The organism is Novipirellula rosea, from assembly GCF_039541335.1.
Lineage (GTDB): Bacteria > Planctomycetota > Planctomycetia > Pirellulales > Pirellulaceae > Novipirellula > Novipirellula rosea.
Map to the genome: position 1 here is coordinate 20,943 of NZ_BAABGA010000072.1, position 14,382 is coordinate 35,324.

The following is a 14,382-nucleotide window of genomic DNA, read 5'->3' on the forward strand; positions in this document are numbered from 1 at the left end:
TGGGGGTGATCAATCCTCGTCATCATCGTCGTCGTCGTCTTCCGAAACGGCAACAAACGCTCCGCTTTCTTCATCCCGCTCGAACGCAGAACCTTCGGGTGAATCAAGTAGCGGGATGATGTCCGGATCAAAGTTGGCGATTTCGTTGACGTCGTAGATGCCGGTATTGTTGGCGTCATCGAGGTACTTTTGAGATTCGACTCCCGCCAGGAATCGCCAGCCACTGTCTTCTTCAAAATCCGCTTCCTCGCGATACATGTACCCCACCGGATTTCCATCGACCGTGATGGCATCCGTAGCAAAACAACCTCCGAATCCCTCAGCGAGTGGTTGGATTTCGGCAGCGGAGAGGGCAAACTTTTTTTTCACGGCGGCAGCTTATCGAGATATTGGTGAATGACGTGGGGCACACGGCCCCGTTGCACTGAATCGTGCAATTCAATCTTTATTGTAGCGAAGCGGCGACGGGGGCCAAGTTTGGCTGGCACGAACATTGATTGCCCCGGCAGTTCCGCTTACTTATAGGCCACCGCCGCACTGGAAGGCCCCGCCAAGGGGATCACGTCAAAACGTTGAAACCCGACCTCCTCGCACCATTTGCGGAAGTCGGCTCCCGAATAGTCAAAAGCATCACCGAACTCGATCAACATGTTCAATGACATCAAGAGCCCGTGCACATTTTCTCGACGCGCATCATCGATCAACGCTTCGATGGCGATCAACGCACCGCCAGAGGGCAACGCGTCGTAAGCGGCACGAATCAAGTGCATTTTCTTGTCAAGATTCCAGTCGTGCAGGATCATGCCCATCGTCATCACGTCCGCATTGGGCAGCGGGTCATTGAAAAAGTCACCCCCAGCCGTATCAATCCGACCACTTAATCCTGATGCCGCAATATGCTTTCGAGCGATCGGTTGGACCGCAGGCAAATCAAAACTTGTGCACTGCAGATGCGAATGTTTCTTGGCGACCTCGATGCACAGCAATCCGCTCGCTCCCCCCACGTCACAGAGTGACTGGTAGTTCGAGAAATCAAACTTTTCAGCCAAGGCCTCAAAGTTGATCCGCGACAACCCCGTCATCGCGCCAATGAATTGTTCCAAGCGCGGAAGGTCCGAGTAGAGTTCCTCGAACATCCCTTTTTGACCGTGCTTGATTTCATTCTGTGGTTTCCCCGTCCGCAACGCTTCGGGAAGATCGTTCCAGAATTTGAACAACCGCGAATTCAGCATGACAAGGATACCGCCGATGTAACGGGGACTCGCCTCATCAAGAAACAACGCCCCTTCGGGCGTATTGAAATACGTTGACGTTGGGCCGTCGCCATCGCGAAAAAGAAACTTCATCGCCACCAAGGCGTCAAAAAAGTCGGCAATACCGCGTGGGTGTAATCCCAATTCGGCGCCAAGCTGAACGCCGGTGACGTGACGATCGCCGAGCTTGGTGAACACTCCCAACTCGACTGCCGTTAACAGCACTTTGGAGTGCCAAAAAGCAAACGCGGTTTGCAAGATCGCGGACGGATCCGCAGGGTGATTCGTGGTCAAAAGAGCGTCCCCCCCGATCCAAGCGGCCTCGTACAAGCGGTCTCGGTCAACAAGCGATCTCGGTCAACAAGCGGCCCCGAACGAAATGCGGATCCACTTCGAATCGATCACGAATCCTCAGCGGTCTCGAGCTCGGTTGGCGAATCGGTTTCGTCGGACGTCTCGACTTCCTTCACTTCTGCTTCTTCGACCTCCGCTTTTTCAACTTTAGAGACATCGTCGTCCTGCGACACCTCTTCGGTCTTGTCATCGCCGGACGACTCCGCCTTGCTTTCTTCTTCCTTCTTCATTTCGGCCGCTTCTTTCTCCTCAGCAGCCTTCTTCGCTTCGGCAGCCTTTTTCTCTTCGGCAGCCTTTTTCTCTTCGGCAGCTTTCTTCGCTTCAGCGGCTTTCTTGTCTTCGGCAGCTTTCATTTCCTCGGCCGCCTTTCGCTCTCGCTCACGCTCTTCGGCTTCCAATTCCTTCTTGCGTTGTTCGGCCTTTTCTTTCTGCGTGACCCGAATGTCCTCGTAGACTTCGGAGCTAACTTCGCGTCCACCGGCCATCATTTCGACAAACGCATTGAGCGGGAAATCCTCTGGCAATTCTTCGCTATCGATTGCAACCGAGTAACGTCGCACCGACTGCATCAAATCTTCGGCCGAGTCATCAATCGTCAGGATTGGATAATCGTCAAAGATCTCAGCCCAGATCGCAAACGCTTGCTCGTACAAGTCGATCGCCTTATCCAGTTCGGCAGCTTCGTTGGCCTTTTCGGCTTCATAGATCAAGCGACGTGCTCTAACCGTCCGCTCCTCTTGCTCCGCAAGCGACAACGTGTCCCAGTAGGGATAATTGATCTGTTTGCGGTAACCATCGGTCTTATTACGACGTTGTTCGAGGTCCGCGATTTCGCCGGCCAATTCGATCGCTTGCAATCGCACTTTGGGGTCGGCCAGTTTCGCCAGAGCCATAAAATCGGAATGTTCGTTCACTCCGGCGGCCGCATCGCCGACTGCCTTTTTGAACTCTTCGATTCGCAGTGCCTTTAGCCGGACGAGTTCATCCAGCTGTCCCAATTTGATCGTAAATGGCGATGTTGTTGGCACACTTCGCTCGCCGAATCGACGCCAACCTTCGGATGCCAATTGCCACGCATTCTGGGCTCGGTCATCCAACACGCCTTCTTCTTCGATCGATTCAGCGTGTTTGATTCGCCACTTTGGACCGGTTTCAAAGAAGTTCAGCGGGGTTTGACGACGAATTTTCACGCCTGAATCGACAATGTCATAACCGTGCATCAACCACAGACGTCCGACCAACCAATTGTCAGGTTTGAAGTACGGTCCACGAGCTTCGGGGCTATCGACTGCGATCCCTTGTTGCATCAATGATTCATGCAGCACTTCGTCTTCGGAGAACAATTTTCGGAACTGAGTCTTCTCGTCAGACATCCCCATCTTGTTGCCGTAGAACCATCCGGTGTACCAGACCAAACGGGGTGCATTTCGGTTCTGGCGAACTCCCTTGGAAAGAAACTCCGTTCCCTCACGCACCATTTCGTAGCGTTGACGGTAATCGTCGAACTCGGTCGAAACGTTATAGGCAAGATTGTGAGCTTGGTGCTCCCAAACTTTGTCAAAGTGCGGCTGCAGCAGTGCAATGTTATTGAGCGTCGCCTTCAGGCGGTCCCATTCATGCAGCACTTTGTAGTGATGAGCCTTGTTCCAAAGCAGCGTTGCCGCCACTCCGCGAAGCCCCAACGAAGCAAGCTTCATCGTTTCACTGGCCGGACTGATTTCGCCAAGGTCGCTTTCGGCGATGTTAAACTTATCCCGCATCTCGGTTAGTTGACCGCCGGTATCCCCGCTGCCACCGCTCGGTTGACCGAGCATGTACAAGGGGACCACCATGGCCAACAGGATGACGAGGTAAATAAGTTTGCGACTGAGGACAGTAGTTCGGTTCATGCCGCGATCTCACGCGATTTCAAGAAGAAGTAACTGACAACAAATGCCAAAATGCAATAGCCAAGCGTTGCGGCGGCATGGCGTGCCAACAACGCACCAAAGATATCGAAACCGCTAGCCGCATACTCCGCCGTGCTGACCATCTTGGGCAAGTTCGGCAGCGCCGTTGCGATCGCATCAAGCGTATAGACAATCCCCGCATCGACCGCCTTGATCACCTTGCCGGCCAACGCATCAACGTCCAACTGGGTCGTCATCGCATCCTGTTTCAGAATACGAACGACCGATTCAATCGGTCCTCCACCTCGCTCGATTCCCGAATCGATGTAGTAGCGGGTGTCGTAGACCTGTTCGGCCGAGAATCCCAACAACACGCACACGGCGGTCGCGACCATGGCCACAGGACCACTAAGGAACGTACTGAACATTACCCCAAATGCGATAATCATCGTCATCTGTAACCAGATCGAGATATAGGCCTTGGTCAAGTTCCAAGCAAAACTGTTCTCACCTGGACGCAGGTAAACGCCGCTCTTGGTGACCCCGAGGTACTGGCTACGGTCCAAACAACGGATTTGCACCATCATTTGACCGTTCTCGTCCACCAAATCGTCGAACACGTTCAACATTCGCGTTTCGTTGCCGTCGGTGCCTTCGATATTGAGCGGCAACAATTTTTCGTCAACAGTGTACTCGTCGACAATAAAGGTGATCGGGTTGCTGCTGATCGCTTTATCGGGATGTTTCATCGTGATCGAACCACGAATCCCGGTCACGATGTCGCCTTTGAACGAGCGATAGGCTCGAATCGACATATCCAGTGGCAGCCCATCGACATAACGCTCCGGCGTCACATCCGAAAACGTGAACTCGGCAACACCCAAGGTTCCGCCTTCGATGTAGCCATGTTCGGCGCGACGAGGGCCTTGGGTCACGCCGACCAAACGGGCGATCCCGGCACTCCCGTAACCCTCTTGGACCTTTTCATTACCGACGTCGATACCGGCGTCCTTTGCATCGCCTTGGCGATCGTAGAACTGGACCTCACCGTAGGATGGAATTCGAGCACGCAGGGCACCGGTCGCTGGCCCAATCGTGAACGTGCCGTCATCGGCTTGCGTGACCACATGACGGTGCCCACGAACCATGTCGGTAAGCCCCAGGCCTCCGGAATCAGGGTCGATCGAAAACGTGTGTTTGTGACCGCGAATGTAATCGGTTTCGCCTTCGAGTCGGCCATTGCTGAGTTCACGCACATCGGTCACCTCGAGGTGCGTGTGGCGCAAACCACGCGTGACGAACAAGTAGCTCGCCAATCCCATCGGAACCATCATCATGGTTCCCACGGCAACAAAGCCGAGCATCCGGCCGAGCACAATTTCGGTGGGACGCACCGGCTTGGTCACGATCGTATAGATCGTCTTGCTCTTGATGTCCGCAGGCAGCGAAAACGCACTGATGAACAACGCCAAGGCGAGGATCAGATAGTTCGTTGCGGTCAAAACAAAGCTGATGTAAAGCCGCGCGGGATCGTCGCTTTCAGGGTTCAAGTACCAACCGGCCAGCAACAATCCGACCACAAACAAACCGACCACGAACAAGACTTTCCGCCGAATCGCTTCTTTGAACGCCAACCGGGCCAGCGCCATGACGCGGCGTGCCGAGGTGCCAGGCAAGTCGAAACGAATCAGGTCGCGAACGGTGCGGGCGACCGCATAAAAACCTTCGCTCGGCCCATAGCGGGCAGCCGAGACCATGTATCCAACAATCAATCCCAGCAAAATCGCGAGCACGAACAACACGATGCCTTGCAGCAACGCACTTTCGAGGAACGCATTGGGACGGACAAGCCACTCATAAAATGACCAGAAATCCTCAGGTTGTAGCGTCATTGACCAGCTTCCTCCGTCACATCACTTTCGCTCGTCACGCGACGTGCTCCGGGACGATTTTCACTTTCACGAACAATGTTCAAGAACAGGTCTTCCATCGTTGTCGTCGGGTTGTCGATCGATTCGACCGTTCCGCCATGCCGTTTGATCACATCGGCAATCTCGGTCTTGGCCGCTTCGCTGAGTCCGCGAGCGTGAACTTCGGTGATGTCCTGGACCTTCAATAGATCGGAAACACGCCCGAGTTCCTTCAGCTCGCCCTGATGCAGAATCGCAACCCGGTCGCAAACGTCTTGAACGTCAGCAAGTTGGTGGCTACAGAGCAGAACGGTCTTGCCTTGGTCACGCAGGGCAAGGATCAAGTCCTTCATTTCGCGAGTCCCGATCGGGTCGAGCCCCGTGGTCGGTTCGTCCAGCAAAATCAGGTCGGGATCGTTGATCAGCGCCTGTGCCAAACCGACTCGTCGCGTCATCCCTTTACTGTATTCGCGAAGCTGGCGGTGTTTGGCGCCTTGCAGCCCGACCAACTTAATTAATTCGTCAACGCGTTTCTTTCGCTGAGCGCCCGACATATTGAACAGCCGGCCGTAGAAATCGAGTGTTTCCTCGGCGGTCAAAAATTTGTACAGGTACGATTCTTCGGGCAAATACCCGATTCGCTCGTTCTTGCTCGTCTCGGTCGCGTCCTTGTCAAACACCAGCACTCGGCCGCTGGTCGGGAACAACAACCCGAGGATCAGTTTGATCGTCGTCGATTTGCCGCTACCGTTGGGACCGAGCAGACCGAAAATTTCGCCACGGCGAACTTCGATATCGAGCGATTTGAGCGCGTGGACCTTCTTTCGGCCCCAAAAGTCGCGATAGATCTTGCTCAGGTTTCGGGTTTCAATGACCACCCCCGAATCGGTGTCCGCAGAACTATTCGGAGCGGGTTGGCCGGCAGACTCAGCGACCGCAGCAGCATCGGTATCCACGAGCAAACGCTTTCTGTGTTGAGAAGAAGAAAAATGGGATCGTAACGATTCGGAATCCCGGGGAATAAAATGCCGGGTTCCAAAGGTTTTTACGTTACGGCGTCGTCCTGGAAAGGGTTCGAATTTTTAACCATGGAATACTTTAGGTTTGTGTTGGACACTGCCAAAACCGCGATGGCGACGCATCACGGATTGCCAATCCGCTACTCGAAAGCCTAAAAAACACGCTCTGGCTTCGGAAGCCAGTGCCGCAGAGCCTCCGTCGGCTGCATCCCTCGTCTCGTGTCGTTTCACGTTCATGACTGCCCCTGGCTACCAAGACTCGCTCGATTTCCTGTACGAGCGGATCAATTACGAACGGATTTCGACAACGCCGGCGAGGTATCCATTTCGGCTGCGCCGCATGGTCGAATTGGCCCAGCGGATCGGATTGGGCGACCATGTCCACGCAAATTCGCCGATTCCCCCCATCCCGCTTGTCCATATCGCCGGCACGAAGGGCAAAGGATCGACTGCCGCCATGGTCGCCGGGATCCTCAGCAAAGCGGGCTATCGCACCGGGCTGTACACGTCGCCCCATCTGAACGAGCTGGAAGAGCGATTTCAGATCAATCATGTTCCTTGCACCGCCAACGAAATCGTCAGCTTGGTCGAGCGGATTCGCAGCGTGGTCGAGGAAATGGATCAAGAAGCGGGCTCGGGACCGACGTTTTTCGAGCTGACCACGGCCATGGCGATGCTGCATTTTCAGTCCCAGGCGTGTGATGCCGTCATTCTTGAGGTCGGACTCGGCGGACGACTCGACAGCACCAACGTGTTTTCATCGTCGGTGACTGCGATTACCAGCATCGGACTCGATCACCAACACGTGCTGGGCAACACGATCGCCGAGATCGCGGCCGAAAAAGCAGGGATCATCAAACCGAAAGTCCCTGTCGTCTCGAGCGTCGTCCGCCCCGAAGCGATCGAGGTCATCCGGCGGACGGCCGCAAACCAAAACGCCCCGCTGTACCAGCTAGGGGAAACCTACCAACCAGGGGAAACCACCGCCCCCGCCGGGGAGTCTCGTGCGGCCGCCGTGCAATCCGCCGGCGACTTTACCATTTCAATCGAGCCAAACTCCGATTGGGGATCCAAGCTCTGCTACCAAGGCCGCACCGCACCGCTTCGCGATTCCCACGAAGTGGCATTGGCGATGGAGGGCGACCACCAAGCTCGCAACGCCGCCGTGGCGATCGCTGTGGCCGACCTGTTAGCCGAGTCCGGGCTCTCGATCCCCGAAACCGCCTTTGCGTCGGGATTGGCCTCGTTGAACTGCACCGCACGGATCGAGCGTTTCAATTTAGACGATGGCGTGATCGCGATTGTCGATGCCGCTCATAACGAGGACTCCGTGGCGGCTTTGATCAAAACGATCAACGATCGTTTGCCCGACCGCGAAATCACGATTGTGTTTGGAACCAGCCGGGACAAGTCGGCCGAACCGATGCTGGCGGCTTTGGCCCCCAAGGCGAAGCATCTTGTGCTGACCAAATACAGCGGCAATCCTCGTTACCGCGAACCCGACGAGATGTTAGCGATGGTGCCCAAAACCGATTGTTCCAGCACTGATCGTCCTCACACGCATGTCATTCCCGATGCGATTGATGCGTGCCGACGTGGACGGGAACTAGCCAGTCCCGGCGGTGCCTTGGTGATCTGCGGCTCATTCTTTCTCGCCGCCGAAGCGCGAGAGTGGATCCTCGGACTGCAACGTCCTGGAACCGCCTAAATCACAAAGCGTGTGTTATTGATTTTGCGAGATCGGGCTGGCCCCGAGCATCAGCTCGACGTCACCGACGGGCATTTCGAGCTTCTCGCTGATCTCTTGAGCCGTCAGTCCCGAGTGACTTAGCGCGGCGATTCTCAACTGCGACACCGAGCGTGTCGCGGCAGCTGCATCGGTGCTGGAGCCTGAAGCTGCGGACTCTGCGGTCGCGAGCGTCTCGATCCGCTCGTCCACCTGTCGCAATAACGTCTGCACAACCGCGATGCGGGTATCGAGTTCGGCGGTCAATTCACGCTGCAGATCAAACATCGCGACTTGCCAGCGCTGAGTTTCCACGGGCGCATCGGAAAGGGGCGCCACAGGATCTTTGCGTTTCTGAATCGACTTGAGCTCCCGGTTCGCGGCTCGCGAATCCTGGGTGACCCGTTTTCGCAACGCGATCTGGCGGCGGGCTAGCACCCACCCCAACATCACGAACCCGGCCAACATCAATAGCTGAGCCTGCTGCATTTGGGCTAAAATAATCGTTTGCATTCTTCACCCAAGAAAACCGTGTTATCTAATTCAACCGACCCGAGATACGGTTATCATTAAATCGACCGCCACCCCCGGCCCTCATTGAACCTTTTCAATCGATTTCGTTTACGGCGACTTTAGCACTCCTTTCGCCTATCGCGGTTTTAACGAAAATAGTGGCCATGCTCCCCTCATCTCACTCCTCCGCTCGTCTCACTGCGATGTCCTCTGTGCGTGCTCCAGCGAACTGTTCAAACAACGAAGCGGTTGTTCGCGTTTGGCATGCGACGAGTTCGTCCGCACAACCAGGTCCGATCGAAACGTACTGCCATCAATGGCTCGATGAATCCGAGTGCGAGCGGGCCGACCGATTCCGCGTGATGACCAGCCGCAATCAACACATCGTCGGACGTGGAATGGCGAGACACCTGTTGGGCCAATCCGCAGGGTCAGCCAAAGTATCACCCAAGTCGATCGAGTTTTGTTGTCTGCAACATGGCAAACCCGCGGTCAAATCACCGGCGGAAATTTCGACCCCATTTAATATCGCGCACACCGATGGCTTGGTGTTGTGCGGGATCGGTCATGCGAAACATCAGCTGCTAGGAGTCGATGTGGAACGACTCGAGCGACGCACCGATCCCGAACTCGCAACACGCTATTTCTCGACGCCTGAAATCGAATACGTGCACTCGTTCTCTGACGCGACTCGCCGCAAATTGGCATTTTTGAAAGTATGGACGCTCAAAGAAGCGTTCATCAAAGCGATTGGCACGGGGCTGAACACGCCGCTGTCCGATTTTGCGTTCGAAAACATTGACGACGACACCCCCACGATCCGGATGCTCAATCCCGAACTGGAAAGCGAGCATCAATGGAAATTCTTCTCGTTCCATCCACGCGAATCCTTTATCGCCGCGATCGCAGTGGCAACGGAGGAATCAGCCGACCACCTCTCGATGCATCTAAATAACTTTGACGAAGTTGTGGCTGCGAATTCATAGCGTGCAAGCACAACGCTGTGAAGCATCTCGTAGCGAAACTCGCCAAGAGTTTCGGAAGGCATGCGTCATGGAACGAAAGTCTTGACGAGTTCCGCTACGCAGTGCTTCTCTAGCGACCGCGGTTGTATTTCTGGCGATACTTGTCGAACAACATCGTATGTCGACTCGACAAATCGACTTTGCGTCCTTGGATGTAGGCATCGATCACGTTGCTCTCGGTTTCCAAAATATCGCCGTCCGCGATGATCAACGTCGCATCTTTACCGGCCGTCAACGAGCCCACACGGTCGCTGACACCGAGAATCTCCGCCGGCGACAGCGTGATCGCGCGAACGGCATCCTCACGCGGCAACCCGTAGGCAACCGAGCACCCAGCGTGGTAGGGCAAGTTGCGAACATTCGACGCGCCGCCTGGATAGCCAGGCCCTTCGCCGCCGATGGCATACTTCACGCCCGCCGCATTTAAACGCTGCGGAAGTGTATAAGGATGATCAAAAGGGTCATGCCGACGTAGCGGCAAACGGAGCGTTCCGGCAATGATCACGGGAACATCATAACGCTTCAGCAAATCGGCACAGTCCGCAGCGTCGTACCCGCCATAGATCACCAGCTTCAATTTTCGACTTTGAGCATACGCGACAGCGGACTCGATCGAGTCGCGACGATCCGCGTGAACCATCAAAGGCAAACGACCCTCGATCACCGGCAAGAGGGCCTCGAGTCGAATATCCTCAGCGACTGGTCCCGCTTTGCGTTGTTTGGCATAGCGGACGGCTCGATCAAACCACTGGTCCAGTTCCTCTAACTTCTGATCACGCTTCTTAGCTTCCGCCTTGGGGTCGGCGTCGCTGACTTGGGTCGCTCCCCAAGAAACGCACATCGCGCTAGGCGCGGACAAATTCATCTCACTGGCGGTCCAACCATCCAATTGCATCACAGCGGATTGCCCTTGAAAAAACCGTCCGCCGGGAGCGACATGAGCCAACAACACTCCGCTGGCCCGCGCCACGGGGATCAGCTCGCTGTCGGGATTCACCGAGACCCACGAGCGAACGTTGGGATTCTTCTCGCCTCGTTCTGCATGGTCCACGGTGACATCAACTGCCGTGATCTCGCGCAGCCCCAGATCGGTCATCGCATCGAACAACCCCGGATAGACATGCTTTCCCTCGGCCTCGATGACTCGCGTTCCCTTTTCGACTTGGACGTTCTTTCCAAGCGCAACGATCCGTCCTTCGTCGAACAAAAGATCGCCCTCGTCGATCACATCGCCGTCGACCGGATGCAGCGTTGCACCGCGTATCAGGATCGGTCGTGATTGCTCGGCCCCGGGAATCTGGTCATTGGCTGGCAATTCGCGTCCGCCCGCCAAGCTTAACAACACAACGAAGCAACTTGTGATTTGCAAAATTCTCATTGTACACCTCCGGCGTTTCGCCCTGCGTTACAGAACACGTCGATCCGTGTCCAACGATCCTCTTCCTCGACTTTGTCTTCCTTTTCTTTTGCCTTTTCCTGCTTCGGTTCCTGCAAGGCGATTTGAATGATTCGCGAACGAAGCTCGCGATCGCGTTGTCTCAGCTCGCGATCTTGATCGACATCAAAGTAACGACGACCGTCGATCCAAGTCTGCTCGCAGCGTGACGTGGTCGACAGCGGACGTCCGCTCCAGACAACAAGGTCGGCATCTTTTCCGACTTCGATTGAACCGACACGGTCCTCGATGCGAAGCTGTTTCGCAGGATTTAAAGTCACAAATTTCAGTGCTTCCTGCTCAGGCACCCCGCCATACTTGGTGGCCTTGGCAGCTTCGGTGTTCAAGTGACGTCCGAGCTCAGGATCGTCGCTGTTGTACGAGACCACGATACCGGCATCGTGCATCAAGACGCCGTTGTAGGGGACCGCGTCATAAACTTCGAACTTGTACGCCCACCAATCGGCAAACGTGGACGCCATCGCGCCATGTTTGGCAATCCGGTCGGCGACCTTGTAGCCCTCCAGGATATGCTGCAGCGTTCCGATCCGGATGTTGAATTCTTCGAGCACATCAAGCGTGGCCACAATCTCGTCTTGCCGATAACTGTGGCAATGAATCCAACGATCGCCTCGTTGTATTTCGACAAGGGCATCAAGTTGTAAATCACGCCGCGGAGGCAATTGATTGCGGACGCCATTGTTCCAAGCGGTGTTGGCGGCTTCGTATTGCCGAGCGGCTAAAAATTGATCCCGCAAAATTTGCTCGACGCCCATTCGCGTATTCGGGTAACGCGAAGAGATGCGTTTGACATTTTCCCCCAAGGCGAACTTGATTCCAAGCGGAGCACCGTCAAATTTCAACTCTTGCATTGTCCCACCCCAACGCAACTTGATCACCTGGCTTTGTCCGCCGATCGGGTTCGCCGAACCGTGCAGCACATTGGCGGCAGTCACACCGCCGGCCAACTGCCGATAGATCGTGATGTCAGTGTTATCGATAAAGTCTTCGACACGCACTTCGGATGTTACCGCTTGCCCCGATTCGTTGATTCCGCCATCGGTCGCCATGTGCGAGTGACAATCGATCATCCCCGGAGTGATGTGTTTCCCCTTGGCGTCGATTTTCACACAGTTTTTAGGAACGGTTAGGTCTTGCCCAACTTCGGCAATCACGCCGTTTCGTACCAAGACGTCACAGGGACTGATGATCCCTTCGTCGCCACAGGTCCACACCGTCGCTCCGCGAAACATCACCAATGGCGGCTGCTCGGGTTGTTCCGTCAGCCCAAACGCGCCGAGCGGATAGACCAATTCAATCGGGTCGGATGTGGACGCGAGTTCTTGTTTTGCCTCGGGCGACTCTGTTTTCTTCGCGGGTTCCTTGGACGATCCCTTCGCCTCTTGCTTCGCTTCCTCAATGCGTTTCAGCGTCAATTTTTCCGATTGTCCGCTTGGGAAGAGAATCGTGGCCATCAGTCGAGGCGATTCCTGGTCATCTTCGTCAACCGTCAGCACGGTCAACTGCCAGACTCCCTGATCAAACCGATCCGATAACGAGTGAAGTTTGACCGAGGCCGAGACACGATCTCGTTGCCGAATCAACTTTTCGAGTTTGGCTTTTTTGTCGCTCTTCTTTTTTGCCAAGCGAAAATAGCCCGAGAATGACTTGTCATTTTTCTCGAACACCAACTCTGCCTTAACCTTCTTGCCATCGATCGCCAGCGTGGTGGCCCATTTACCCAACAAGGCATCGTCGCCCGCAGTCGTGTCCTCGCCGATTTTGTACTGAGCTCCGGCGACCCAGGTTTCAAGCACTTTGCTCGAAGCGTCCAGCAGGTCACCCTCGGTAATCACCAAATTGGCAAGCATCCCGGCTTTGACTTCTCCTACACGATCCTCAACCCCCAGAATCTTTGCCGGAGTGGTTGTGATTGCGGCCAGGGCAACGTCACGAGGCAGTCCTCGATCGACGGCCACACGAATTTGCTTCAGAAAGGTTCCCGGATCCTCTAGCCCATCGGTGGTCAAGGCGAATTGGATTCCGGCGGCGTCTAAGCGTTTGGGATTTTCGGGAGCGAAGTACCAATGCATCCAATCGCTGAGTGTTGAATCGTTGATCGAAGCGAGCGTCTCGGTCGCCAACACTTTGGGAAAATCGACGGGTAACAGAAAGGTCCGCCCGGTTGCCGCAATCTCGTCCAAACTGCGGTACTCGCGTCCCGAACCACGCAACAGGATATCGAGAGAGAATTCATCGGCGATCGCTTCGGCACGGATCGCCATCCGTTCATTGTCCGCATCGAACAAGAAACGCCCCTCGGCAATTTCGCGGGACAATCGCTCGAGTGCCAGCGACGGTTCGGGGCGATTCAAATTCGTATTCCGCTGGTAAACTCGATTGGCATCGCGATACCAAACCGCGTCATACAAGGCTTGCCGCAGCAGTGCTGTGGCCCCCATCGGTGAATTGGGATAGCTGTCCCGTTTCTTGCCGCGTGGCACGGTCAACGTGGCATGCTGGAAAGCATCGGCTTTGAGCAACCGCTGCGGATGATCGGCATCGGTCAGCAGCACCACACAACTGCGGCCTTTCAAAATGCCGCCACTCGGAGCGAGCAGTTGCGTGGTAATTCCCTGGCTGCGACGTTTGCCGTCGTCGGCTTGTTTGTCACCACTCACCCAAGCGGCATGGTACTCGGGCGTGATATTGCGGTTCCAATACCCCGTTCCCTCGACCGCTGGATTCTCAGGAAGATCCACCTCGTGAAATGCATCGATCAAGCCAGCGTAAATTCGCTTGCCCGAGACATCCACTCGTTTGGCACCCGCAGGAACTTCCAAATCGATTCCCACACGGACGATCGTCGTCCCCTGGATCAATAGCGACATAACCTTTGGCGTCGCACCGGGATGGGTGACAACCTCTGCCCCCACAAGCAACGTCGGCGATGGATCGGCTTGCCGTAATTGGTCAATCGGGCGTGTGCTGGCGGCACGCAGACCATCCCCCCCTTGAGCGGACAGCGAAGAGGGATCTGTAAACCCGCAACACAGCAACGCAAGTAAGCAGGCGAAGGGCAATGCTTGCCGCGGAGAGTTGTTTTTCAGACACGTGGAGATCATCTGCACCGCTTTCAGGACGCACAGCAGGAAACAAGGAACGAGCCCGACTGGGGGCTCGCGTCAATGTTAGTCGCTGAACAGAAAATCACCAGGGAGTTGGCAAACATCCCCCTTTGTCACCTTTCTCGATCCA

The 14,382-nt window shown here is 55.4% G+C and carries 10 protein-coding genes; 2 read left to right on the forward strand and 8 right to left on the reverse strand.

What is annotated here, in order from left to right:
* Positions 1 to 9: 9 nt before the first annotated feature.
* The 5 genes from ABD971_RS25425 to ABD971_RS25445 all read right to left on the reverse strand — a co-directional run bounded on the left by ABD971_RS25425 (position 10) and on the right by ABD971_RS25445 (position 6,362).
* The gene (locus ABD971_RS25425) at positions 10 to 369 is read right to left on the reverse strand and encodes a DUF2185 domain-containing protein (protein ID WP_339938553.1); all 360 of its coding nucleotides are present in this window, start codon (positions 367 to 369) and stop codon (positions 10 to 12) included.
* A 146-nt stretch (positions 370 to 515) separates the two neighbouring features.
* The gene (locus ABD971_RS25430; protein WP_345326694.1) at positions 516 to 1,547 is read right to left on the reverse strand and encodes a methyltransferase; all 1,032 of its coding nucleotides are present in this window, start codon (positions 1,545 to 1,547) and stop codon (positions 516 to 518) included.
* Positions 1,548 to 1,654: 107 nt separating this feature from the next.
* Complete coding sequence (locus ABD971_RS25435) at positions 1,655 to 3,496, reverse strand: IRE (iron responsive element) (protein WP_345326695.1); 1,842 nt, start codon at positions 3,494 to 3,496, stop codon at positions 1,655 to 1,657.
* Positions 3,493 to 5,388: an ABC transporter permease gene (locus tag ABD971_RS25440; protein ID WP_345326696.1), complete on the reverse strand. Its 1,896-nt coding sequence runs from the start codon at positions 5,386 to 5,388 to the stop codon at positions 3,493 to 3,495. Before ABD971_RS25440 ends, ABD971_RS25435 begins: the two co-directional genes overlap by 4 nt.
* A complete protein-coding gene (locus ABD971_RS25445; RefSeq protein ID WP_339938561.1) occupies positions 5,385 to 6,362 on the reverse strand; it encodes an ABC transporter ATP-binding protein in 978 nt (325 codons plus the stop codon). The genes ABD971_RS25440 and ABD971_RS25445 overlap by 4 nt, the downstream gene beginning before the upstream one ends.
* Positions 6,363 to 6,660: 298 nt before the next feature.
* On the opposite strand from ABD971_RS25445, the gene ABD971_RS25450 reads away from it, so the two are divergent.
* Positions 6,661 to 8,133, forward strand: a complete 1,473-nt coding sequence (locus tag ABD971_RS25450; protein WP_345326697.1) for a bifunctional folylpolyglutamate synthase/dihydrofolate synthase — start codon at positions 6,661 to 6,663, stop codon at positions 8,131 to 8,133.
* A gap of 15 nt (positions 8,134 to 8,148) precedes the next feature.
* Here the strand turns inward: ABD971_RS25450 and ABD971_RS25455 are convergent, their stop codons facing one another.
* Entirely contained in the window at positions 8,149 to 8,664 is a 516-nt protein-coding gene (locus ABD971_RS25455; RefSeq protein WP_339938564.1) for a hypothetical protein, read from the reverse strand.
* 203 nt (positions 8,665 to 8,867) lie between these two features.
* Between ABD971_RS25455 and ABD971_RS25460 the strand changes: the two genes are divergently transcribed.
* Positions 8,868 to 9,650, forward strand: a complete 783-nt coding sequence (locus ABD971_RS25460; protein ID WP_345326698.1) for a 4'-phosphopantetheinyl transferase family protein — start codon at positions 8,868 to 8,870, stop codon at positions 9,648 to 9,650.
* Positions 9,651 to 9,759: 109 nt separating this feature from the next.
* Here the strand turns inward: ABD971_RS25460 and ABD971_RS25465 are convergent, their stop codons facing one another.
* Both ABD971_RS25465 and ABD971_RS25470 read right to left on the reverse strand, forming a co-directional pair.
* Entirely contained in the window at positions 9,760 to 11,067 is a 1,308-nt protein-coding gene (locus ABD971_RS25465) for an amidohydrolase family protein (protein ID WP_345326699.1), read from the reverse strand.
* Complete coding sequence (locus ABD971_RS25470; protein WP_345326700.1) at positions 11,064 to 14,249, reverse strand: amidohydrolase family protein; 3,186 nt, start codon at positions 14,247 to 14,249, stop codon at positions 11,064 to 11,066. The genes ABD971_RS25465 and ABD971_RS25470 overlap by 4 nt, the downstream gene beginning before the upstream one ends.
* Positions 14,250 to 14,382: the final 133 nt, after the last annotated feature.

Bases quoted from the DNA above. Each gene is read 5' to 3' on its own strand.
- ABD971_RS25455 (WP_339938564.1), bottom strand. From the start codon at position 8,664: ATGCAAACGATTATTTTAGCCCAAATGCAGCAGGCTCAGCTATTGATG.
- ABD971_RS25435 (WP_345326695.1), bottom strand. From the start codon at position 3,496: ATGAACCGAACTACTGTCCTCAGTCGCAAACTTATTTACCTCGTCATC.
- ABD971_RS25470 (WP_345326700.1), bottom strand. From the start codon at position 14,249: ATGATCTCCACGTGTCTGAAAAACAACTCTCCGCGGCAAGCATTGCCC.
- ABD971_RS25465 (WP_345326699.1), bottom strand. From the start codon at position 11,067: ATGAGAATTTTGCAAATCACAAGTTGCTTCGTTGTGTTGTTAAGCTTG.
- ABD971_RS25450 (WP_345326697.1), top strand. From the start codon at position 6,661: ATGACTGCCCCTGGCTACCAAGACTCGCTCGATTTCCTGTACGAGCGG.
- ABD971_RS25440 (WP_345326696.1), bottom strand. From the start codon at position 5,388: ATGACGCTACAACCTGAGGATTTCTGGTCATTTTATGAGTGGCTTGTC.
- ABD971_RS25460 (WP_345326698.1), top strand. From the start codon at position 8,868: ATGTCCTCTGTGCGTGCTCCAGCGAACTGTTCAAACAACGAAGCGGTT.